The 21,763-nt window shown below is 66.6% G+C and carries 19 protein-coding genes; 8 read left to right on the top strand and 11 right to left on the bottom strand.

The window, feature by feature from the left end:
- Window positions 1-2: 2 nt before the first annotated feature.
- The 4 genes from OG203_RS05925 to OG203_RS05910 are packed head-to-tail and all read right to left on the bottom strand — an operon-like array spanning window position 3 to window position 5,255.
- Entirely contained in the window at window positions 3-1,355 is a 1,353-nt protein-coding gene (locus OG203_RS05925) for an acyltransferase domain-containing protein (RefSeq protein ID WP_405164649.1), read from the bottom strand.
- Between the two features lie 20 nt (window positions 1,356-1,375).
- The gene (locus OG203_RS05920; RefSeq protein ID WP_405164648.1) at window positions 1,376-3,184 is read right to left on the bottom strand and encodes an acyl-CoA dehydrogenase; all 1,809 of its coding nucleotides are present in this window, start codon (window positions 3,182-3,184) and stop codon (window positions 1,376-1,378) included.
- A gap of 14 nt (window positions 3,185-3,198) precedes the next feature.
- Window positions 3,199-4,182 carry an ACP S-malonyltransferase gene (locus OG203_RS05915; RefSeq protein ID WP_405164647.1) on the bottom strand — a complete coding sequence of 328 codons (984 nt, stop codon included), beginning with the start codon at window positions 4,180-4,182 and terminating at the stop codon, window positions 3,199-3,201.
- Complete coding sequence (locus OG203_RS05910) at window positions 4,179-5,255, bottom strand: 3-oxoacyl-ACP synthase III family protein (protein WP_405164646.1); 1,077 nt, start codon at window positions 5,253-5,255, stop codon at window positions 4,179-4,181. Before OG203_RS05910 ends, OG203_RS05915 begins: the two co-directional genes overlap by 4 nt.
- A 304-nt stretch (window positions 5,256-5,559) precedes the next feature.
- Here OG203_RS05910 and OG203_RS05905 point away from each other — a divergent pair, with 304 nt between their 5' ends.
- Window positions 5,560-6,714: an LLM class flavin-dependent oxidoreductase gene (locus tag OG203_RS05905; protein ID WP_405164645.1), complete on the top strand. Its 1,155-nt coding sequence runs from the start codon at window positions 5,560-5,562 to the stop codon at window positions 6,712-6,714.
- Window positions 6,715-6,817: 103 nt separating this feature from the next.
- Window positions 6,818-6,985: a hypothetical protein gene (locus OG203_RS05900; RefSeq protein ID WP_405164644.1), complete on the top strand. Its 168-nt coding sequence runs from the start codon at window positions 6,818-6,820 to the stop codon at window positions 6,983-6,985.
- Window positions 6,986-7,029: 44 nt separating this feature from the next.
- Here the strand turns inward: OG203_RS05900 and OG203_RS05895 are convergent, their stop codons facing one another.
- The 3 genes from OG203_RS05895 to OG203_RS05885 all read right to left on the bottom strand — a co-directional run bounded on the left by OG203_RS05895 (window position 7,030) and on the right by OG203_RS05885 (window position 10,606).
- Window positions 7,030-8,028: an LLM class flavin-dependent oxidoreductase gene (locus tag OG203_RS05895; RefSeq protein ID WP_405164643.1), complete on the bottom strand. Its 999-nt coding sequence runs from the start codon at window positions 8,026-8,028 to the stop codon at window positions 7,030-7,032.
- Window positions 8,025-9,386 carry an MFS transporter gene (locus OG203_RS05890; protein WP_405164642.1) on the bottom strand — a complete coding sequence of 454 codons (1,362 nt, stop codon included), beginning with the start codon at window positions 9,384-9,386 and terminating at the stop codon, window positions 8,025-8,027. Before OG203_RS05890 ends, OG203_RS05895 begins: the two co-directional genes overlap by 4 nt.
- Before the next feature lie 80 nt (window positions 9,387-9,466).
- A complete protein-coding gene (locus tag OG203_RS05885) occupies window positions 9,467-10,606 on the bottom strand; it encodes a hypothetical protein (RefSeq protein WP_405164641.1) in 1,140 nt (379 codons plus the stop codon).
- A 307-nt stretch (window positions 10,607-10,913) separates the two neighbouring features.
- On the opposite strand from OG203_RS05885, the gene OG203_RS05880 reads away from it, so the two are divergent.
- Complete coding sequence (locus tag OG203_RS05880) at window positions 10,914-12,317, top strand: DUF2252 domain-containing protein (protein WP_405164640.1); 1,404 nt, start codon at window positions 10,914-10,916, stop codon at window positions 12,315-12,317.
- Window positions 12,318-12,525: 208 nt separating this feature from the next.
- Here OG203_RS05880 and OG203_RS05875 read toward each other — a convergent pair whose 3' ends face one another.
- Window positions 12,526-13,485 carry a LysR family transcriptional regulator gene (locus tag OG203_RS05875; protein ID WP_405164639.1) on the bottom strand — a complete coding sequence of 320 codons (960 nt, stop codon included), beginning with the start codon at window positions 13,483-13,485 and terminating at the stop codon, window positions 12,526-12,528.
- Window positions 13,486-13,590: 105 nt separating this feature from the next.
- On the opposite strand from OG203_RS05875, the gene OG203_RS05870 reads away from it, so the two are divergent.
- Window positions 13,591-14,481, top strand: coding sequence for an NAD(P)H-binding protein (locus OG203_RS05870; protein WP_405164638.1), 891 nt, complete (start codon window positions 13,591-13,593; stop codon window positions 14,479-14,481).
- A 33-nt stretch (window positions 14,482-14,514) separates the two neighbouring features.
- Window positions 14,515-14,880, top strand: a complete 366-nt coding sequence (locus OG203_RS05865) for a darcynin family protein (RefSeq protein WP_405164637.1) — start codon at window positions 14,515-14,517, stop codon at window positions 14,878-14,880.
- On the opposite strand, the gene OG203_RS05860 is transcribed toward OG203_RS05865, so the two are convergent.
- Window positions 14,870-16,000 carry a sensor histidine kinase gene (locus tag OG203_RS05860; protein WP_405164636.1) on the bottom strand — a complete coding sequence of 377 codons (1,131 nt, stop codon included), beginning with the start codon at window positions 15,998-16,000 and terminating at the stop codon, window positions 14,870-14,872. The two genes, OG203_RS05865 and OG203_RS05860, sit on opposite strands and share 11 nt — an antisense overlap.
- Window positions 15,993-16,667 carry a VanSc-type vancomycin resistance response regulator transcription factor VanR gene (gene vanR-Sc / locus OG203_RS05855; protein ID WP_405164635.1) on the bottom strand — a complete coding sequence of 225 codons (675 nt, stop codon included), beginning with the start codon at window positions 16,665-16,667 and terminating at the stop codon, window positions 15,993-15,995. Before vanR-Sc ends, OG203_RS05860 begins: the two co-directional genes overlap by 8 nt.
- Window positions 16,668-16,756: 89 nt before the next feature.
- Between vanR-Sc and OG203_RS05850 the strand changes: the two genes are divergently transcribed.
- The 3 genes from OG203_RS05850 (at window position 16,757) to OG203_RS05840 (ending at window position 19,772) form a co-directional block, all read left to right on the top strand.
- Window positions 16,757-17,383: a M15 family metallopeptidase gene (locus OG203_RS05850; protein ID WP_405164634.1), complete on the top strand. Its 627-nt coding sequence runs from the start codon at window positions 16,757-16,759 to the stop codon at window positions 17,381-17,383.
- Window positions 17,383-18,720, top strand: a complete 1,338-nt coding sequence (locus tag OG203_RS05845; RefSeq protein ID WP_405167780.1) for a DoxX family protein — start codon at window positions 17,383-17,385, stop codon at window positions 18,718-18,720. Before OG203_RS05850 ends, OG203_RS05845 begins: the two co-directional genes overlap by 1 nt.
- 164 nt (window positions 18,721-18,884) lie before the next feature.
- Complete coding sequence (locus OG203_RS05840) at window positions 18,885-19,772, top strand: helix-turn-helix domain-containing protein (RefSeq protein ID WP_405164633.1); 888 nt, start codon at window positions 18,885-18,887, stop codon at window positions 19,770-19,772.
- Window positions 19,773-19,953: 181 nt separating this feature from the next.
- On the opposite strand, the gene OG203_RS05835 is transcribed toward OG203_RS05840, so the two are convergent.
- Window positions 19,954-21,708: an NRAMP family divalent metal transporter gene (locus OG203_RS05835; RefSeq protein ID WP_405164632.1), complete on the bottom strand. Its 1,755-nt coding sequence runs from the start codon at window positions 21,706-21,708 to the stop codon at window positions 19,954-19,956.
- Window positions 21,709-21,763: the final 55 nt, after the last annotated feature.

The following is a 21,763-nucleotide window of genomic DNA, read 5'->3' as shown; positions in this document are numbered from 1 at the left end:
CGTCACACTCCCGTCTTGATCGGCGTCGGCCCGGTCCTGTCGGCGAGCGTGCGCAGCAGCTCGGCCAGTTCGGTCAGGGTCGAGAAGGACGTGACGCGCACCTCGGCGGGCGGCTCGGGCAGCCCGAATCGCTGCCTGGCCAACCGGAACGCTTCGATCTGCTTGATCGAGTCGATCCCCAGATCCGCCTCGAGGTCGACATCGGCATCCAGCAGGTCGACCGGATAGCCAAGGGCGTCGGCGTAGATCTGGCGGATCTGCGCGAAGAGTTCGTCCGCCGCGGGCAGCGCGGCAGGCGCGTCGGTCGAGGTCGGCGCGCTGCCGTTCGTGGCTTCGGCGACCGGATTGACGACCGGATTGGCGACCGGATTGGCGGCCGGTGCCGGGACGGCGTCGCCCGAGCCGATCGCCTGTCGGAACTGCACGGCCGAATACCGTTGCCGCAGTGGCGCGATCGTCTCGGCCGCAGCGGGCAGGCAGGCCGGAACCATCGAGGTGAGGGTGTCCCGGCCGCCTGATTCGACGTAGTGGCGCACGCCGTCGCGGTACAACCGCAGCAGCCCGTCGTAGAACAGCACCGGCTTGGTCAGGTGCCGTGCCACCCAGGCGCGGATGTCCTCGGCGGACTGCACGTAACGGCCGAGCACCGGGGAGTAGACCGGGATCTTCGGCTCGGCGACCGCGATGTCGTCGACGGCGCGGGCGAACGCTTCGGCGGCATCGCGCAGCAGTCGATTGTGAAAGGGCTTGGCAGCGCGCAGACGAGTCGCCCGGATGCCCGCGGCGGCGGCGAGCTGCTCGACCATGACAAGGGCCGTGGTCGACCCGGAGATGACGCACTGATCCGGACCGTTGTCGACCGCGACGACAGCGCTCGGTTCGTCGATGAAGCCGGTCAGGTGTCTGGCGCGGGCACTGCCGACCGCGAGGGCGATCATGCCACCGTCGAGGCTCGAAATGTCGCGCAGGGCTGCTGTTCTGGCGAGGACGAGCCGGGTCGCGTCGCGCACGGTGAGGGCGCCCGCCGCGGTGAACGCGGACACCTCACCGAGGCTGTGCCCGACGACCACGTCGGCGTGCAGGCCCGCCTCGACCAGGATCCGATAGGTGACGATACCGCTCGAGAACAGGGCCACATCCAGATCCGGTGACCGATCGGCCACCAGGTCGTCCAGCGATGCGGCGTCTCGATCGATCAGCAGCCGGGAAACCGGGGCATGCCCGTGCTCGTCGCACGCCTCGTCGATGTGATCCAATGTTTTTCGCGCCGAAGGGAATTCGTTGATCAGATTTGCCAGGAGACCCGGAACATAAGATCCTTGCCCGGGGAACATGAAGGCGGTACGAGCACTCATCGGTGACTTCCTTTGCGAGGTTACGGTTCGGGCAGTTCGAAGGCGGCCGCGAGATCGGTTATGTGCGGGAACAATTCGTCGCAGAGCGCACGACGGTGGTCCCAGACGTGGTCGAGCAGCGGCGTCGGGACGAGTCGTTGATCGGCCAGGAATCCGGCGTTGCGCTGAATCCAGGACAGCGCGTACAGCTGTAGCAGCCGATCGACCGGTGCTGGTGCGCTGTGACAGGCGATCTGCAAGAGCTCCAGGACAATACGATCCGCTCGAGCCGCGGCGGCCGTCTGGGCAAGGGCGAGATTGTCGTTCCATGCGGTGAACTGGTCGTGCCCGGCGCGGCGGGCCGCTTTCAAGCGGCTGTCCAGGCGATGGTGGTAGTACCGTTCCGCGGTGCGCGCCAACGAAACCCAGACGCGCGGCGAGGTCAGATCCGCGGCATCGGCCGGTCTCGTCTGCGGGCCCGGCGGCCGGTACTGCCGGGGGTCGGCCATGGCATGTGCGGTGTCCATCAGGATCAGGTCGTTGTCGCCGCCCGCGCAGAAGTACGAGTTGACGAAGCCGTGAAACGCGTTGAGGCGGTTGTTCGCAATGAAACCGGTTGCGCCGCAGTGCGTGCGGCAGCTCGCGGTCACGTCCAACGCGAGTCGAGTGGCGAATACCTTCAGCAGGGGGAGTTCGGTGTCGACCGAGGCCCAGGGTGCCCAGGTCGCCTCGCCGGCCGGTACATCAGGTGTCGCGGCACTTTCGCGGACGACGTGCCTGCTGACGATGGTCAGGGTGTACGCGGCCGCGAGCGCCCCGAGTACCGCTTCTTGTTGGTTGCGATAGCGGATGAGTCCCTGTTCCGGGGCCAGCCGTCCCATGGTCAATCGGGTTGCGGTGTGCGACTCCAGAATTCGTGCCGAGTCCTGGGTGACGGCGGCGCACGCCGCGATGACGCCGCGCCACACGTGCGGTGCCCCGATGCGCATGGTGCGAGCGAGGCGATCCGGGGCAGCGCCCGCGTCGTCATGGAACCGGCCGTCGGCGTCGATGGTGGCGCCATCACTCAGCCAGGCGTGCAACGGAATACGCATCCGGTCGAACCGCACATAGGCGAAATCACAAGGCAGCGCGAAGGTATCGGGCGCCGGAGTGATCTGTACCCCGGGCCGGACGGTGCCGTCTGGACCGCGCAGCGGAACGACGAACACGAACACGCCCCGTTCTCGTCCGCCGACAATCAGCTGTGCGTAGACCGCGCCGGTCTTCGGTACGCCGGGATGGCCGGTGCTGTTGGGAAACTTCCGTGCGTCGGCATCGGGGGTGTGCAGGATGAAATCACCGGTATCGGGGTCGAACGAGGCCTGCGTGCGCGGGTGCAGGTGGCTGTTGCTGCGGGCGCCCTCGGTCAGCAGGGCCGAGCCGAAGGCGTCCATCGACTCCAGCGCGGCCAGCGTCTCGGCGAGTCCTTCGCGGGCACCGCCGGGCACGGACCGCAGGATCGGCGCGAGCACCAGCGTGTAGTGCACCAGCAGAATATGAAACATGTCGGGGTCCGCCAGCGCGGCCCTGGCAAGCAAGGCGGACAGTAGGTGCGGCGCGTCGAGCAGTTCGGTGGCCGGCGGCGCGGTCCGGCCCGCATGCCGCGCTCTGGCATAGACCAGGCTCAACCGTTCTTGCCGGGAGATGCCGTCGGGCCAGGCGCAGAACGCGTCGGGGATCGCTTGGTGTAGCAGATCCCGAGGATCGCCTTGTGCCACAAGTGATTCGGGACCGGAAAGGAAGCGCCGCAGTACTGATCGCAGCGAACCGGTCGCGGTGCTCGGCGCGAGATCGTGGTCGATGGACATCGTCGTTCCTTTCCTCACCGCTGGTGCAGGGCGACAGGGGATTTCGACGGTGTGCCGGTCAACCAGGACAGATCGCTGGTCAACGGCGCCAGGGTGTGCGCCGCGGGCAGGGTGGCGTGCACGCACCGGCACAGGCCGTCGCCCACCCCGAGTTCGATGAACCGTGTGCCGTGCTGAGAGCCGGTGTGCTCCAGCGCTTCCACCAGATCGACGGGTTTGGTGACGCAGTCGACGAGAGCTTCGCGTAGGTCGTCGGTGTCGGCATAGGTCCGTTGACCGACCGGCGAATGCACCGGAACGCGCAGCGGGCGCTGCACTGTCCGGCGCAGTCCGGTGCGGAATCGGTCCGCGACGACGACAAGTCCCGGATGGTGCGAGGCGTAGGGCACCGCAAGCCGCACCAACCGTGGACCGTCGCCTTGTCGCTCGAACAGCGCCGCGATCGCCTCCGCTGGTCCGCTGACGATGGTCTGCCTCGGACTGTTGACACACGCCACAACCAGTTCCGAATGACCAACCGCGGCAAGCAGATCGCGAGTCTCGTGCGCGGAGGCGAGCACCAGAACCATGGCGCCGCGGCCCTCGAAGCCGCGGAACGCGGCATTGAGCGCGCACACGGCGCGGGTGCCATCCGGCACGTCGAAGACGCCCGCGCACACCAGGGCGCCGATCTCGCCGAAGCTCTGTCCGACGATGACATCGGGGCGCAGTCCCGCCGCGGACAGCAGTCGATCGAGGACCACCGAGATGGTGTAGCTCGCGAGCTGTGGGATGCCCGGCGCCATCGCCCGGTTCGCGGCGTCGCTGAGCAACACCTCGCGAAGCCCTTGTCCCGCACCGTCGGACGCGCGTTCGACGGTGCCGACGATGTCATCGATGGTCGCGCGGGCGGCACCGTCGGCGCGATACAGGTCGTGCAACGCGCAGCGCGGATCGCCGCCCTGCCCGGGGACAAGGAAAACGGTGCGCTGCGCCGGTGTGGTGGCGTTCTCCTTCATCGATCGACCTCCTCGTCGTCGATGCCCCAGGTGAGGACGGTGCTGCCCCAGGTGACGCCCGCGCCGAAACCGACGATCAGTACTCGGTCACCGGCGTGCAGCCGTCCGTCGGCGTCGGCCTTGGCCAGCGCGTACGGCACCGACCCCGCCCCGATATTGCCGACCAGGTCGCCGACGATGATCAGGCGGTCGATATCGAATCCGGCGTCCGCGCAGGCTTTTCGCAGCAACACGGGATTGGGTTGATGCGTGACGATCACGTCGATCTGGTCGGCGGTCATACCTGATCGCCGCAACGCGCTCGCGGCCGCCTTGGGAAAGATCTCGAGAATGAAGTCGCGTACTGCCTTGCCGTCCATGTGGATGTGATGCTGTCCGCGTTCCACGGTGGCCGTGCTGGCCGGGTGGCGGCTGCCACCGGCCGGGATGAGCACGTCGCCCGCGTGGTCGCCATCCGAGCCGAGCTCGATCTCGCCGAAGCCCAAGCCTTGGGCGACCGGTCCGAGAATGGTCGCGCCCGCCCCGTCGCCGAACAGCACCGCGGTGGCGCGGTCCGCGGGGTCGAGGAAGTGCGAGTATGCCTCGACGCCGACCACCGCCGCGCACCGGCCGCCGGTATCGGCGCGCAGGTAGTCGACGGCGACCCGAGTGCCGAACAGCCAGCCGGTGCACGCCGCGGACACGTCGAAGGCCACTGCCTGATGCGCTCGCAGCAGTGCCTGCACCCGACAGGCCGTAGACGGGCCGAGCTCGTCCGGCGTTGAGGTCGTCACGATGATCAGGTGCAGATCGCCGGCGTCGAGCCCGGCCGCGTCGAGCGCGTTGCGCACCGCCTGGGCGGCAAGATCGGAGGCGGCTTGATCGACGCCGGAAACGTGGCGTTGGTGTATTCCGGTGCGCTCGACAATCCACTGTGGCGTCACACCAGCGGGTTCGGCGACTTCCGCGTTGGTGCGCACTCGCGGCGGAACGAATCCGCCGGCGCCGAGTACTCCGATAGCGAAATTTCTGCTACCAAGGTGTGCCTTGCTGTTCGAGATCCGATCGAGATATCCGAGATTGTCGCCTGCCATCGGTATCACTTACTTTCCATTTCGGGAAAACGATCTCTGGAACGTACTACCGGCGACCGGCCGCCTGCCCTACTCGGAATGGGGCCAATGCCGTCGAATCTGTGGTCCCGCATGTCGTTCTCGTTCCGTCACCCAAATTCCGACGTGACGTGGTACCAACTTCTGTTGTCGGTCAACACCCACAACCTTTGTTGGATCGTCGGCCTGGTCGGCGTCCTATGTTCGATGGACTCGACGGCAATGTGAACCAGCAGGCGACAGCCCTGGATCCGCATTGCGGTGTTCTGACTACCCAGGAGATCTCATGCGGAAGGCGGACGGATTCCGTACCGGCATACTAGATCTGGGCCTGCAGCCCCGAATCGCACCTGACCTGACGTTCCGCACCAATCGTTGGCTCGCCGCGGCGGGCCAGGCGGATTCGCTGTTCGTACCGGATCATCTGACCGGGTTGTTGCCCGGCTCGATCTGGGCGCCGCGGCACCTCGGGGCGGCACGGCTCATCCCCAGGGCGAACGCGCATTACGATCCGTGGACCGCGCTCGGATATATCGCGGCGCAGAACAGTCTCAAACGGCTGCGGCTCGGTGTCGGCGTCACCGACGCCGGGCGACGCAACCCCGCGGTCACCGCACAAGCCGCCGCCACCCTGCATCTGCTGAGCAGGGGGCGGGCGATTCTTGGCATCGGACCGGGCGAACGCGAAAACAATGAGCCGTACGGGGTTCCGTGGCACGCGCCGGTGGCCAGATTCGAGGAGGCCCTCGCGACGATTCGGCTGCTCTGGGCATCCCATGGCCGCCCGGTCACCCGAGATTCGGAATACTTCCCGCTGCGCGATGCGATCTTCGAGGTCCCGCCCTACCGCGGCACCAGGCCCGAGATCTGGATAGGCGCGCACGGCCCGCGCATGCTGCGGCTCGCTGGGCGGTACGCGGACGCCTGGTTCCCCGCTTATCCGCAACCGGTGCCCGAATACCGGAACAGTTTGGATCGGATGCGGACAGCGGCCTCCGACGCGGGCCGAGATCCGATGTCGGTGACGCCGGCGGCGATGATCTTCGTGATCACCGGATCGACTCGCGCGCATGTCGCGGAAACCGTCGATTCGGTGGGCGCGCGAGCGTTCGGTTTATGTATTTCCGCCGATATGTGGGCGCGCCACGGAGTCGAACATCCGCTGGGTTCCGATTTCACCGGTATCCAGGACCTGCTACCCCAACTGCTGGACGAGGACACCGTTCTCTCGTATGCGGAGAAGGTCCCCGGATCGTTGGTCAGGGACTATTGCGTGACCGGGACCCCGGCCGAAGTCGAGGAACGTATCGTCGAATTGCGCGACAACGGTCTCAGGTATGCCGTGCTTGTCGACCTCAGCACCTTCCATCCCGATATCAAACGCGGGCTCGCCGCGTCCATTCCGTTCCTGCGCATCCTCCGAAGGCTACGCAGGCTGTGATCGTTGCCTATCCGATTCGAGGGAGGAGCACCGGAAATGATCACCGAATCAACGCATCACACCCAGTGTCGCGCACCGTGCGGCAGGCTGGTCGACGACGATCATGTCGAGGATTCCGACGGGGTTCGGGATGATCGTCCGGGTCGACCGATACGCCTGCGGATGCCACTACATGCGCTGCGACTATCACGATGGGAGCATCGGCGAACGCACGATCCGCCACGACGGCAAAGTGCTCCCCACCGAGCTACGGCCGGAGCAGGGGGCCTGACGAAAAGTCTGCGCTCTTCGGCTGATCTGAGACTCGCGGCCGCGCTATCGCTGAACCGAACGTAGTGCTGGAATGACGGAACGGCCCAATTCCGCAAGGGCCGCAAGGGGATCAGGGCCGAGTGGGGGACCGAACGAGATGTGCCTGGCGCCGAGCGCGTGCAGTTGCAGGCAACCCTCGATCACCTCGTCGGGCGACCCGACGACGGCCAGGCTCATCATGCGGTCATCGATGAATTCCACGGCCTTACCGAGATCCCCTGCGCGAGCGTATTTTCCGGCCGCACGGAAGTCGGAAGGTTGCAGACCCGCCGCGGCAAGGTGATCCGGTGAGAAGGACTGGCCGTAATAGGCGAGTTTCTCGGCCAGCGCCCGCCGGGCGGCATCGCGCTCTCCGACGGATACCCAGATGCACGCGGGCAGATCGAAGGACGCTTCGTCGCGGCCGGCCTCGTGCAGGCCCGCGTGGACATCGTCGCGGATCTTGCCGTACAGATCCGGGCGGGGGAGCAGTGGCAGCGCGCCGTCGGCGACCTGACCGGATAGCCGCCGCATCTGTGGTCCGGTCGCTCCGACATATACGGGTACCGGGCTGGTCAGCGGGAAGCGAAGCGCGGACGACTCGCTCCACCACTCCGGCAGATCGTCCGCCACTGTGTCGGAGTGCCCGAGCAAGGCGCGCAAGGCCGTAACCGATTGCCGCACAGTCGACATCGGCTTGCTCCGCCGCAGACCGGCCCAGCCGAGGAAATCGGTCGCCCCGGCGCTCACCCCCAGGGCGAACCGGCCGCCGGAGACCTCCTGGGCGGTGGCCGCCACCATCGCTATCTCGGTGGTGTGCACCGTGTATGGATTCATGATGCCGATGCCGAGTTGGATGCGTTCGGTCCGCGCGGCGAGGGCACCTATCAGCACGGGCGCCGAGCGCAGCAGCAGGTCGTGCGATATCCAGAGTTGGTCAACGCCTGCCGCTTCGGCGGCCGAGGCCAGCCGGAGGAGTTCTTCGTAGGACAGGTCGTTATTGACGCGGATCGATGTCTTCATTTCTCGCCTGTTTTTCCAGAAGTATTGTGCGGCAATGAGATCCGCGCGGCTCGGGCGTGCCGAACGAGGTATGCTGTCCCGGCGCAGCTCAGCGCGGCAATGATCAGCGCGCCGAAGAATCCGGTCGCCGATGGGCCTGCCACCGCACCGAGCACGGCAACGCCGATCACACTGCCGACCTGACGAGCCATGGTCAGCAAAGCCGATGCCGCTCCGGCCCGGCCGGTGGCGGCGATACGCAGCATGTCCGCGGTCGCCGACGTGATCGCGATATCGATGCCGAGACCGACGAAGAACGATGCCCCGACGGTCAGCCCAAGCGCATGGGATCGCACGCCGGCCGCCATCGTGAGGAACGCGCCCGCGATCACCAGCAGTCCGGTCAGCATGGCGGTGCCATTCGACGATCGTTGTGCGATCCAACTGCCGCACTTAGCGCCGAACACTGCCCCGGCGGCCTCCACCGTGATCACCACACTGGTTTGCAGCGGTGACAACCCCTCGACTCGCTGCAGAAATCCGGCTATCAGAAAGAGCTGCCCGTAGAAACCGAAGTTGACCACGAACGCCACCACGGTGGTGGCGCGCGCCTCCGGATGACGCAGCAGCGACAGTTGCAGCGCGGGGTTGGGATAACGACGTTCGACCGCGGTGAAGCCGATAGCCAGCAGCACGCCGACCGCCATGAGCACCGGCCCCGTGGTCGAGTCCCACTCGATCACCCCGGCCACGAAAGCGGTCAGCGCCGCCAGAAACACGCTCTGGCTCAACAGATTCAGACGATTGCGCACGGTCCGCGTCTCGCGCAGGCACCGCCTGGACAGGATCAGCGTGCCGAGAGCCAGGATCATGTTCGCCCAGAACAGACTTCGCCAGCCGAAGGCGGAGACGAGCACACCGCTGCAGACCAGCCCCGCCACGGCTGCGGTGCTCCCGACCGTCGCCCAGATGACGACCGCGCGAGCCCGACGACCGTCGTCCAGATAACTGGCTTTGAGCAACGACAACGAACCGGGCATGACCGCCGCCGCACCGACCCCCTGGAGTGCCCGGCCAACGATGAGCAGTCCCGCCGAATCGGCTACCGCGCACAGCGCCGACCCCGCGGCGATCAACACGGCCCCGCTCAAATACATCCGCCGGGCACCCCACCGGTCGGCGAGGGTGCCGCCGGTGAGCAGCAATGCCGTGAAGGCCAGGACGTAGGAGTCCACGATCCACGGCGCCAGCCCGGCACCGATACCGAGCTGTTCCCGCAACTGCGGCAATCCCACCGTGACAATGGTGTTGTCGAACGTGACCATGGCGAAGCCGAGGCACAGCGCGACCAGTATCCACGTCGAAGGCGTTGCGGCCACGCCGAATCCAGGAGCGCGGAGACGGCCGGACGCAACGGTGCCGGGTATGAGCACCACCGGAGCGGGCTCGTACCGCGACCTCACAGATCCTTCGCCGCCGTCGCGGTGAGGTGATGGGCACCGACCAGCTGCCGCCCGCGGGCGGCGACCAGGGCGTGGCGGGAGATCACGACCGCGTCGCGCCAGCAACCCTCCAGCCCGTTGTGCCGATGTATCGCCGCCGAGCCCGCGGCGTCGAACAGCTCGCGGCACACCTGCTCCGCGGTATCGACCATCTGACAACAGGCCGAGCGCAGCAACGCGACCTGCTCGGTGCGAACCTCGCCGATCGTCGCGCTGGTCCACGCGGCCCGCGTCGCACTGTCGAGCAACGCCACCGCGGCCTGCACTCGTCCGTGCGCACGGCCGTACGCCGCCTGCGCGATGGGCTGCTCGGCCAGCGGTCCTGATCCGTAGCGCGTGCGGGTGGTACCGGCCAGTTCCGTGAAGGCGGCGAGCGCGCGGTCGGCGGTTGCCCGCGCGACTTCCGCGATGCAACCGGCCAGCAGCGCGTAGAGCGGGTATCGGAATATCGGTGCGTCGATGACCGGCGGTCCGGTCAGGTCGATGCCGTGCGCGTGGGGCACCTCGGTGTCGCAGCTGAGGGTGTAGGACGCGCTGCCGCGCAAACCCAGTGCGTCCCAATCCTTCTCGATGTCCAGCGCCGAGGGTGGCACCAGCCACCAGCGGGTGACCGAGACCCCGTCGGGTTCGGTCGTGCGCGCCGCGAGCGCTGCGAGGGTCATCGACGGCGCGCCGGTGACCAGCGGCCAGCGGCCGCGCAGCCGGACCCGTTCACCGTGCCGGACGGTGCTGCCTGCGGGCACCGAGGACCCGCCGACCACCAGGGTTCGGTCGGCGAAGTCCTGCGTCACGGACGGGTCGAGGCGGGACAGAAACGCACCGGCCGGACCGTGGATCGCGGCCACCCAGCCAGCGGCCGGATCGGCGACGGATACCTCGCGCACTGCCTCCAGCAACTGCGGAGCCGTCCATTCCAGACCGCCGAACTGGATCGGCAGCGCGGCGCGCGGCAGGCTGGACTCCGCCAGCTGTTGCCACACCTCCGGATGCAATGTCCCGTGCAGCTCCCCGTACTCCCGGTGCGCCCGCGCGGCCTGGGATAACTGCGCCACCGCCTTGGTTCCGGCATTGACGGGAGGTCTAGTGAATGTTGTCATCACGCTCTCCAACGCGAAAAAGCCGGTGCGACCTGGGCGGACAGCACCCGACCTGGCTTTCGATCGACACTTGATATGCCGTTGTCTGACGGTACATGCCGTTAGTTGTTGTGCCATAAGTTAGGAGTAAGTTCCGTGGCGGTGGTCGATGACTCGAAGCGCGATGCCGGGCGTCGATGCGCAGTTGGCGGTCGAGGCTGGTCAACACGTGCACTTGATGGTTTGCTGTAAGTTGTCTGGCTATCTGCGAGATGGTTTCGCACGCTGACGTCGTTATCTCCCGGCCGAGTACGACGAAGGGACCACGATGAGCACAGAACTTGCTGCCGCCGACGCGATCTCGCCCCCGTCGGCACGGGTCAGGGCGATGCCCGCGATCAGCCGTGACAGCGAGGCGGGCCGCGCGGCACGGGTGCGCGCGCCGAGGCGGTCGGCGGGGGAGTGGGATCCGAGCGGTCGCACGGTATCGGCGCTCGGCAGGTTGCAAGCCCAGGAAGCCGTCCGTGACACGGAGTTGCTGCCGTTGCGGTACGCCAGGATGGCGTCGTCGCCGTGGGCGTATCTGCGGGGTGCGGCGGCGGTGATGGCCGCGGACCTGGCCGCTCGCGAGCATTCCGGATTGACCGTGCAGATGTGCGGGGACGCGCATGTCCTCAACTTCGGGCTGTGGGCGTCGCCGGAGCGGCAATTACTCTTCGATGCGCGCGACTTCGACGAGACACTGCCCGGTCCGTTCGAGTGGGACATCAAACGCCTCTGCACGAGTGTGTATGTGCTCGCCGCCACCGAGGGGATCGAGGCATCGACGGCCGATGCGGCAGCGCAAGCGGCAGTCGACAGCTATCGATCAGCAATGCGCCGCTACGCCCAATCTGGTGAGTTGGAGGTGTGGTACGACCGGATCACCGCGGATGTTCCGTTGCGGAATCTCACTTCTCAGTTCGCCAAACACGCTAAACGGACGATCGGCAAGGAGAGCAAGAAGCGCTCGCAAGAGGGGACGGCCCGTCAGCTGGTCACCGAAGAGAACGGGCGACGCCGTATCGCCGATGATCCGATCAAACGCCGCCATATCGAACTCACCGATGCGGACGAGATCAGTATCTACGAACAGATCTTCGACACCTATCTGGCCTCGATCCCACCCCACCTGATCCGGCTCGTCGGGCGATTCTCCCGCCTGGATACGGTCCAGCAGGTGGTCGGCGTCGGCAGCGTCGGAATGCGCGTCTACCTGCATCTCATGGAGGGCGACAGCGGAGAGCTGGTGTTCTTCCAGATGAAGCAGGCAACCGCCTCGGTATACGAGGAGTTCCTCGGTCCGAGCGAATTCGACAACCACGGCGAACGCGTCTGCGTCGGTCAGCGTCTGATGCAATCCGCGAGCGACATCTTTCTCGGCTCTGTCCGCGTAGACGGGATCGATTACTACACACGACAATTCCGCGACATGAAGATCATCCCAAGCGGCAGTCAGATCGCCGGCTACTTACCCCAGTTCGCCGGTACCTGCGGCGCGGCCCTTGCCAAATCCCACGCCCGAAGCGGCGAACCCGAGGCAATCGACGCGTATATCGGAAAAGGCGCGGCGTTCGCCTCCGGAATCCTCAACTTCGCACGTGGGTACGCAGACCAGACACACACCGACCACGCCGCGTTAGTGAAAGCCATCGAGGCAGGCGAAGTAAAAGCAGCTGAGCAAGGCTGGTGAAAGGACCCGCCCGCAATCGTGCCGTCCACCACTCGCCCCTGAACAACCTGTCGTAACGCGAGAACCCGCCGCTGGCCTCCAAAGATCAACGGACCGAGACTATTTCAGCGCCCGCACTGTCGCGGCAAGCACAGCCTGGGGTGACTGAACGAGACGGCGGGTGGACCTCGATCTCGCGCGGGGAGTGGCTGTCTCCCATCTGAGTGGCTCAGTCGGATGACGGGGCTGAACTCCTTGGCGCGCAAAGGGTTCGGCGGATGGCGGTGCGGAGCCAGTGGTGGGCGCCGTCGGCGGTGTGGCGGGGGTGCCAGGCCATGCTGATGGTCAGGGGTGGCAGGGGTAGGGGGATGTCGAGGAGGTGGAGGCCGAGGGCGGTGGCGTCGTCGGTGAGGGGGGAGGGGGCGGTGCCGGGGAGGGCGGCGGGGACGAGGCAGACGATGTCGGTGCGGGCGGCGAGGGTCATGGCGGCCAGGTGGCTGGGGAGCACGACGCTGACCCGTCGTTGGAGGTTCTGTTCGGCCAGTGCGGTGTCGAGTGGGCCGACGAACCGGCCGCGGCGGCTGACCGCGACGTGTTGGGCGGCGGCGAGCCGGGCCGGGGTCAAAGGTTCTTCGGTGAGGTGGTGGCCGGACCGGACCGCCGCGACCATGCGCAGACTGACGAGTTCTTCGACCTGAGTTTCGGGATCTACGTGGTCGATTGATCCGACCTCCAGATCGATTCGGCCGTCGCGGAGTGCGGATCCGGCCTCCAACTCTTCGGCCCGGAGCCGGAACGAGACCCCCGGCGCTTCCTGCTGGGCCAGTCGCAGCAGTCGAGGTGCCAGTGCCGCGCCGACCAGGTCGGCAGCCTGGAGGGTGAACGTGCTGTTCAGGCTGGCGGGATCGACGCTGGTGCCTGGGCTGAGCAACGCTCCGAGACTGCGGACCACCGCGGCGGCTTCATCGCGCAGGGCCTCGGCACGCGGGGTAGGAACCATCGCCTGTCCGGCCCGAACCAGCAGCGGGTCCTGGAGGATGCGGCGCAACCGGGCGAGGGTGCGGCTCATGGCGGCGGGTGAGGTGTGCAGGCGGGCGGCGGCGCGGGTGACGCTGTGCTCGGCAAGCAGTGCGTCCAACGCGATGGCGAGATTGGCGTCGATAACCGGATACTGGCTGTTCACCTGCATTATTCCATTTCAGTCAATGATTCAATGCTGAAGTTCCCATTGTGGCAAAGCTTGGTTCTCCGCAGGATGACGGGTGTACCGATTCACCCGAACTGCGAGGTTTTCATGATCGTCATTACTGCCCCTACCGGAAACATCGGCCGTGCCCTGCTCGCCAAGCTCCTGGAGACCGCCCCCGCCGCGGGTGAGCAACTGCGGGTGATCGTGCGCGATCCCGAGCGACTCCCGGCCGCCGCGCGCGGACACGTCGAGGTGATCACCGGCTCGCACGGCGACGCCACGGTCCTCGACCGGGCCTTCGACGGCGCGGACGCCGTCTTCTGGCTCGTCCCCCCGGACTCCTCCCAGACCCCGCACGACGGCTGGAGCGGCTTCACCGGCCCCGCCGCGAAGGCGCTCGCCACCCACGGCGTCCGCCACGTCGTCGGAGTCTCCGCGCTCGGCCGCGGCACCCCGGTGGCCGACCGCGCCGGACTGGTCACCGCCTCCCTCGCCATGGACGACCTCATCGCAGGCACCGGCGTCGCCTACCGGGCCCTGGCCAATCCGTCCTTCTTCGAGAATTTCCTGGAGGACGCCGACTCCATCCGCGACAACGGCGTGTTCATCGACGTGGTCGACGCGGACCGCAAAGCCCCTCTCGTCGCTGTCGCCGATATCGCGGCCGTCGCCGCGGGCCTGCTGCTCGACCGCTCCTGGACCGGCACCGACGACGTCCCCGTCCTCGGTCCGCAGGATCTGTCCCCCAACGACGTGGCCCGCATCATGACCGAACAGCTCGGCCGCCCCGTCCGCTACGAACGTCAGCCGTTCGACGAGCTGCGCACCACCCTCGTCGGCTACGGCCTCAACGAGGAGTTCGCCCAGGGTGTCGTCGACATGAAGCGGGCCAAGGACGAGGGCCTCGACGCCGGCGTCGCCCGCACCCCGGACACCGCGTCGCCCACCAGCTTTGAGCAGTGGTGCGCCGAGGTCCTCGCGCCCGCTGTCCGATAATCCCAAGCCCGCCTACACCTTTGGAGACATCTGATGTCCGCTGAAAAGACCGAACCGCCGGTCACGGCGTTCATGCTCGTCAAGACAACACCCGAGTGGATCGCCCTGACCGTCCAGGAACGCCTGCACGCCTTCACCACCCAGGTCCTGCCCGCCATCGAGGCGAAGACCTCCGGCGTCCGGTCCCGTTTCTACGACACCGAGTTCTACTCCGTCCGCGTCACCGACGTCTGGGTATGGGAAGCGGAAGACCACCACGCCTACCAGCTCCTGATCGACGCACTGCGCGAAACCCCGTTCTGGGACCGCTATTTCGAGGTCGTCGACCTGCTCGTCGGCACCGAGAACGGCTACGCCAGAACCTACGGCCTCGAACCCGTCGCCACCATCACCACCTGAACCACCGCGCGGCCGGGCCGATGTCAGCCGTCGGGAGGACATCGGCCGACGCGGGTAGTCGCACCGTAACGCGCAGCCCGCCACCGGGGCGCGGGGTGAGGGCGAGGGTTCCGCCGTGCGCTTGGGTGATGCTGTCGACGATGGCCAGGCCGAGACCGACGCCTGCGTGGTGCGTGCGGACGCGTTCGCTACCGCGCTGAAACGGCTCGGCCAACGTGGCAACCAACCCTGGGGTGAGCAGGTCGCCGGTGCTCTCGACAGTGAGCACAACAGTATTGGGGTAAACGCTGGTCGTCACCCACGCGATGCCATGCTCAGGCAGATTGTGGACGATCGCGTTGTGCACGAGATTCATCGTCAACTGCAACAGCAGGGCGTGTGAGCCGACGGTGCGGGACATCTCGCCGGAGGTCTCGAGGGTGACGCCGTGTTTCTCCGCGAGGGATAGCAGCGTTTCCGTGGCTTCCTCCGCGATGAGGGACAGATCGACGTGTTCTCGGGTGAACGACCGTTGATCGGCGCGGCTGAGCAGAAGCAATGCTTCAGTGAGGTCGATCGCCCGCGTGTTGACGGCGTGCAGGCGATCGACCAGTTCGCCGGTATCGCGGCCGCGATCGGTGCGGGCCACGTCGAGCAGTGTCCGCGTGATCGCCAGCGGGGTGCGCAGTTCGTGGGAGGCGTTGGCCGCGAACCTCTGCTCCTCGGCGACGTGCGCCGCCAGCCGTTCGAGCATGGTGTCGAAGGCGTCGGCGAGTTCACGGAACTCGTCGCTGCGGCCCGGTAGCCGAATGCGGTGGGAGAGTGAACCATTCGCGGCTATACGGGTGGCGGCGGTGATGCGAGTCAGCGGGGTGAGCATCCAGCCGGCGAGCAGCCACCCGCCAAGGAGACCGAAAGCCAGCAGAAATGCCATCACGATGGTTACGAACGGAGCGAAGGCGCGCAGCAGGACGGAGCGGTGGATCCAAAAGTTACCGTTGGTGGTGATAAACCCGTCGGGTAGATACCACAAGTAGAAGACGCACACGGCGGCGAACAGCAAGGCGCCTACGAGCATGATGAAGCCCGCGTAGCTGAGGGTGAGTTTGAGGCGAACACTCAATCCGGGGGCTCTATCCATCGTCACTCCCGGTGCTGATGCGGTACCCGACGCCGGGCACGGTAGCGATGATCCAGGGTTCGCCGAGCCGTTTACGCAGCGCCGAGACGGTGATGCGCACGGCGTTGGTGAATGGGTCCGCGTTCTCATCCCACGCCCGTTCCAGCAACTCTTCGGCGCTGACGACTCCCCCTTCGGCAGCGACGAGAACCTCGAGCACCGCGAACTGCTTCCTGGTCAGCGCGACATAGCGGCCATCGCGATAGACCTCGCGGCGAAACGGATCCAGCCGCAGGCCAGCGATCTCCCGCACCGGTGGTCTGTGGTGGGCGCGCCTGCGGTCGAGTGCCCTCAGCCTGAGGACGAGTTCGCCCAGTTCGAAGGGTTTGGTGAGGTAGTCGTCGGCGCCGAGCCCGAACCCGGTCGCCTTGTCGTCGAGCCGGTCGGCGGCGGTGAGCATCAGGATCGGCATGCCGCTGCCGGCGGCGACGATCCGTTCGGCGATCTCGTCGCCGGACGGACCTGGGATATCGCGGTCGAGCACGGCGATGTCGTAGGTGTTGACGCTCAGCAGCTCCAGCGCGGTGTCGCCGTCACCGGCGAGGTCGGCGGCGATCGCGTCCAGGCGCAGGCCATCGCGGATGGCCTCGGCCAGATAGGGTTCGTCCTCGACGATCAACACACGCATAGACCCCCGATCCTCCCAGCCGGGGGATATCGCTGGCATATCGAAAACCACATACGCGCTGGCAACGCCGCGCTGCCTTGACTGAAGGCATGAATCACAGCGAACCGGCGCGAACAGCGACTCGCCGCCTCCGATCGACCATCCTCGCTGCCGTTGTGGTCGTCAGCGCGCCCATCGGTGTCCTCGTCTACCACTCGCTGGCGTCCCAATCCTTCTCGGCCGCATGGCCTGTCGACATTCCGCAGGGCGACCAGAACGGTCCGCCCGGTGCTGGTGGCGCGGTCCCCGGCGGTGTGACGGTCTTCGATGACGAAACCCCGTCCGTGGCCAACCTCGCCCCTGATTTGCTCGCTGCCCTGCGCCGAGCCGCGACCGATGCCGCCGACGACGGGGTCGAGTTCGTCGTCAACAGCGGCTGGCGTTCCCCGGAGTACCAGCAACAACTACTGCGTGCGGCGGTCTCGAAGTACGGCTCGGCATCCGAAGCCGCCCGCTGGGTGGCCACCCCCAACACGTCCGCGCACGTGTCGGGGCACGCCGTCGACATCGGGCCCACCGCGGCCGCGACCTGGCTGTCCACCCACGGCACCGAGTACGGGCTGTGCCAGATCTACCGCAACGAACCCTGGCACTACGAACTTCGGCCCGAGGCCATCGAGCATGGCTGCCCACCCATGTATGCCGACCCCACCCAGGACCCGAGGATGCGGCAGTGATCACGGAAGCGCCCGCCGCCACCACGCGGGCCAGCCGAAATCCGCTGACGCAGAACACATTCCGATTCTGCTTCGTATACTTCGGCTTGTTCTGCCTGCTCCTCACGCTGATCCCGTTCACGCTGCTCGGCATCCTCGGTCGCTGGGTCCGCAGATACATCAGTCCGTGGAACATGACCCTGACGAACCCCCTCACCGGTTGGGTCGGCAGAACGTTCTTCGGCGTCGACGCGGTGCTGCACGAGGACTCCGGAGCCGGCGACCAGGCGGCCATGTGGGTGCTGATGCTCTGCATCCTGGTGGTCGCGGTGGTGGCCACCGCGGTGTGGACGGTCGTCGACCGTCGTACCTCCCACCCCCGCCTGCTGGCGTGGTTCACGCTGTTCCTGCGGCTGTGCCTCGGCGGGCAGCTGCTGTCGTTCGGGTTCGCGAAGCTGATCCCCACCCAGATGCCGGGCCCTACACTGGCCCAGCTATTGGAGCCATACGGTGACCTGAGCCCGGCCTCGGTGCTGTGGCTGCAGGTCGGCAGCTCCTATCCGTATGAAATGACCCTCGGCGCGGTGGAAGTCGCGGCCGGGCTGCTGCTGTTCGTGCCGCGGACCGCGGTGCTCGGCGCCGCGTTGAGTCTGGCGAGCATGGCCCAAGTCCTCCTGACGAACATGACGTTCGATATACCGGAAAAGCTGCTCTCCTCGCACCTGCTACTGATCAGCCTGGTCCTGCTCGCCCCGCACCTCCGGCGACTGGTCAATGTGTTTGTACTGCAACGCCCGTGCGAGCCGCTGACGCAACCCTCGCTGTTCAAAGACGACCAGAAGAACCGCATCGCGGTATGGATTCAAGTGTTCCTCGGCATCTGGGTCGCGTTTGGTTGCGGCTATGACCACTGGGTGGTCTGGCAAGATCAGTACGGTGCCGGCAGCCCCAAGTCCGAGCGGTACGGCATCTGGAACGTGCAGGACTTCACCCTCGACGGACAGCCGCTGCCGCCCCTGACGACCGACGAGAATCGTTGGCAGCGGCTAGTTTTCGACAACCCGGGGACGGCAACCTACCAGCGGATGAACGGTGAACTGGTATCGGCGCGCGCCGAGTTCCTCTCCAACGGACAGCTGGAACTCACCGCGATGACGGACACCACCGGCGGGACGGCCGGGCGTCAACCACCATTCGCGACACTATCCGCCGAGCAACCCACCCCGGACCGGCTGTTACTCCGTGGGACGCTGTACGACCGCCCGGTCGCGATCACCCTGGAACGGGTGGACCCGAACAGTTTCACCTTGCGCAGCCGCGGATTCCACTGGGTGCAGGACTATGCGTACTTCCGCTAGCCGAGTGCGACCGACAGCAGCCAGCCGCGTCATAGTTCGACATCGAGCGAATTGATGCATGGACCGTTGCGGAGAGCGGGATATCATCAGATTTGCGCGGTGTGGTTCGTGACAAGAGACGGGCGCGGTACCGCCGGTTGTCTTCGGGAAGCGGGGTATAGGTCATGGTGACGGAACCTGTCCGGATCAGGGGTATCGACTCGCGGGTCGCCGATCGCGGCCCGACGGCGTTGCGTATCGCGGTCGGCGGTCAATTGCGCAAATTGCGCGAATTGAAAGGCATTACGCCGGTCGAGGCGGGCGAGTACATCCGGGGTTCGCACGCCAAGATCAGTCGGCTCGAACTCGGCCGCACCGGCTACAAGGACCGCGACATCCTCGATCTGCTGACCCTCTACGGCGTCACCGAAGAGGATCAGCGCGAGATGTTCCTCGAGCTGGCTCGCAAAGCCAACGAGCCGGGCTGGTGGCATCGCTACAGCGATCTGCTCCCGTCCTGGTTCGAGACCTATCTCGGGCTCGAAGGCGCCGCGCAGACGATCAGAACGTTTGAGGGCCAGCTGGTTCCGGGGTTGCTGCAAACCGAGGACTACACCCACGCGGTCATCGAGGTCGGCCACCAGACCGCGGAGGCGTCACGGCGGGTAGAGCTGCGCACGAAGCGTCAGGAGGTCCTCGACCTGCCCGCCGGACCCAAGTTGTGGGCGGTACTGGACGAGGCGGTGCTGCATCGGCCGATCGGCGGCAAGCAAGTCCTGCGTGAACAGATCGAGCATCTGGTGGAGATGTCGTACAAGCCCGGGATAACGATCCAGGTGCTGCCCTACGACGCCGGCGTGCACGCGGCGGCGGGCAGCTCGTTCACCATGCTCCGTTTCGCCGAGCGCGAGCTGCCCGACATCGTCTACCTGGAACAGCTCACCAGCGCGTTCTATCTGGATCGCAGCGAGGATCTGCAGCTCTACCGCGAGGTGATGGATCAGGTTGCCGTGCAGGCCGAAATGCCAGAGGAGTCCCGCGCGCTGCTGGTCAAGGCGGCCGAGAAGCTCTGAATCGCGCCGGGCGCGTCGCAGCGAGAAGTCGCTATCCGGTAAGCCGCACCGCGGCCGCGATCAGGTGCACTGATCGCGCGCCACGGCGAAGAGTAGACACCGGCGCCGCGGTTTTCGAGACCCGAACTCCGCGCCGCCGGTATCGGTATTCCCAGACCCGACTCCCGCTGACCGCGTCGGATCAGCCGGTGATGGCCTGGACGACCTTGACCCCGACCAGCGCGACCGCGACGAGCAGATAGCCGCGCAGCGCCAACATCCCGGCCATCCGCAGTGGCGAAAACGCCGGGCGCTCCAGGGTTTCCAGCGCGGGGGTGCGCCAGGCATCGCGGTCGTGTTCGAGGATGGCTTTGCGCTCGGCCCGCGAGAGTCTGGTGGCGTCGAGCTCCTCGACCTGGTCGGGATCGAGCCCGCCGAGTTCGCGCGCGGTCTGTTCGGTCTGTTCGCGCAGGCTGCGATGGCGGGCGTAGGCGATGCCGACACCGCCGAGCATGCCGATGAAAACGCCTGCGCCGAAACCGATTTCGAGGGTGCGGGTGGACATGTCGGGGAAGAAGGTTGCCGCGGTCAAGGCCAGTGACAGCAGCACAAGCGCCCACACGATGATGCCGGCGATGACGTTCTGCCGGGTCGTATTCACCCATGGTCCAAGGACGGCCTTGTCGTTGCACAGCAACACCAGGAACACCGTCGCCGAGGGCAGCAGCACGCCGGCCAATGCCTGCACGCCCTGAGTGAGCAGGCCCAGGACGTTGTCTGGGCTGAACGAGATCGCCCCCGCGACCGCGAGCAGCAATGCGTAACCGACGTAGAACATCGGCGCCTCGGAGATCTTCCAGTGCAGCGAGTGTCGACGGCCAAGGGTGTCGCCGAGGGTGTAGGTGGTGGCAAGCCCTACCGCGTTGGCGCCGATGAGCGAGGCGTCGAGCAGTAGGATCGCGAACAGCGCGCCGACGGTGTGACCCATGTTGTCGGACAGGCTGTGTGCGACCGCGCCCGCGTCGGTGAAATTGCCGATCGCATCGGATCCGGCCAGCCCGAACGCGGCGGCGGCCATGATCGCGGTCGCACCGGCCATCACCACGACGATGCCGATGCGCAGGTCCCAGCGCTCGTAGCGGATCCACTGCGGGGTGATGCGCTTGTCGACGATGTTGGACTGCTGGAAGAACAGCTGCCACGGCGCGACGGTCGTGCCGACGATCGCCACGATCAACAGCAGCAGCGTGGAGTTCAAACCACCGGGGAACGACGGGACCAGCCCCTTGGCGGTGTCACCGACGCTGGGATGCACGAGAAACGCCAGCGGGAACATGACGATGTTCACCGCGATCAGCCCGAACAGGAACCGCTCCCACCGGCGAAACGATCCGCCGGCGACCACCGCGAACAGCAGCACCGCCGCCAACGGCACCGAGATCGGCTTCGGCAGCCCGAAATAGCCCAAAGCCATAGAGACGCCGATGAATTCGGTCACCAGCGTGAGCGCGTTGACGATGAACAAGTCGCCGATGCTGAACGCGCCCCAGAACTTGCCGAACCGGGAGAAGATCAGCTTGGCGTGCCCGACTCCGGCCACCGCGCCGAGCCGGACCACCATTTCCTGGTTGACGTAGAGCACCGGAATGAGCAGCAGCAGGGTCCACAGCAGGGCCATGCCGTAGTTCTGGCCCGCTTGCGCGTAGGTGGCGACCCCGCCGGCGTCGTTGTCGCCGACCATCACGATCAGTCCCGGCCCCATGATGGCAAGCAGCATCCGCAGCCGCTGCCCGCGGGTGCGGCCCTGGTGGGTGTCGTGTTGGCCGATGGTGCCGAGCGCGCCGACGATGTCTCCGGCATGTGCCGAATCCAGTGCCGCCGGTGCGGCATTCACCGGTGCCGCCGTCGCGGTCGCGCTGACGTTTCGACGGTTCGCGCCGTTGGAGAAGAAGGCCATCGCCATTCCTCGCTTCCTGAATCTGTTGCTGACGTGCAGCACTTCGAGTTCGCCT

It is taken from the genome of Nocardia sp. NBC_01499 (genome assembly GCF_045040275.1).
Lineage (GTDB): Bacteria > Actinomycetota > Actinomycetes > Mycobacteriales > Mycobacteriaceae > Nocardia.
This window is presented reverse-complemented; position numbering and strand designations above follow the sequence as displayed.

Coding starts and splice junctions, on each gene's coding strand:
- OG203_RS05860 (WP_405164636.1), bottom strand. CDS start 16,000: ATGGATAGAGCCCCCGGATTGAGTGTTCGCCTCAAACTCACCCTCAGC.
- OG203_RS05905 (WP_405164645.1), top strand. CDS start 5,560: ATGCGGAAGGCGGACGGATTCCGTACCGGCATACTAGATCTGGGCCTG.
- OG203_RS05880 (WP_405164640.1), top strand. CDS start 10,914: ATGAGCACAGAACTTGCTGCCGCCGACGCGATCTCGCCCCCGTCGGCA.
- OG203_RS05920 (WP_405164648.1), bottom strand. CDS start 3,184: ATGTCCATCGACCACGATCTCGCGCCGAGCACCGCGACCGGTTCGCTG.
- OG203_RS05865 (WP_405164637.1), top strand. CDS start 14,515: ATGTCCGCTGAAAAGACCGAACCGCCGGTCACGGCGTTCATGCTCGTC.
- OG203_RS05885 (WP_405164641.1), bottom strand. CDS start 10,606: ATGACAACATTCACTAGACCTCCCGTCAATGCCGGAACCAAGGCGGTG.
- OG203_RS05895 (WP_405164643.1), bottom strand. CDS start 8,028: ATGAAGACATCGATCCGCGTCAATAACGACCTGTCCTACGAAGAACTC.
- OG203_RS05870 (WP_405164638.1), top strand. CDS start 13,591: ATGATCGTCATTACTGCCCCTACCGGAAACATCGGCCGTGCCCTGCTC.
- OG203_RS05915 (WP_405164647.1), bottom strand. CDS start 4,182: ATGAAGGAGAACGCCACCACACCGGCGCAGCGCACCGTTTTCCTTGTC.
- OG203_RS05840 (WP_405164633.1), top strand. CDS start 18,885: ATGGTGACGGAACCTGTCCGGATCAGGGGTATCGACTCGCGGGTCGCC.
- OG203_RS05835 (WP_405164632.1), bottom strand. CDS start 21,708: ATGGCCTTCTTCTCCAACGGCGCGAACCGTCGAAACGTCAGCGCGACC.
- OG203_RS05900 (WP_405164644.1), top strand. CDS start 6,818: ATGTCGAGGATTCCGACGGGGTTCGGGATGATCGTCCGGGTCGACCGA.
- OG203_RS05925 (WP_405164649.1), bottom strand. CDS start 1,355: ATGAGTGCTCGTACCGCCTTCATGTTCCCCGGGCAAGGATCTTATGTT.
- vanR-Sc (WP_405164635.1), bottom strand. CDS start 16,667: ATGCGTGTGTTGATCGTCGAGGACGAACCCTATCTGGCCGAGGCCATC.
- OG203_RS05875 (WP_405164639.1), bottom strand. CDS start 13,485: ATGCAGGTGAACAGCCAGTATCCGGTTATCGACGCCAATCTCGCCATC.
- OG203_RS05850 (WP_405164634.1), top strand. CDS start 16,757: ATGAATCACAGCGAACCGGCGCGAACAGCGACTCGCCGCCTCCGATCG.
- OG203_RS05910 (WP_405164646.1), bottom strand. CDS start 5,255: ATGGCAGGCGACAATCTCGGATATCTCGATCGGATCTCGAACAGCAAG.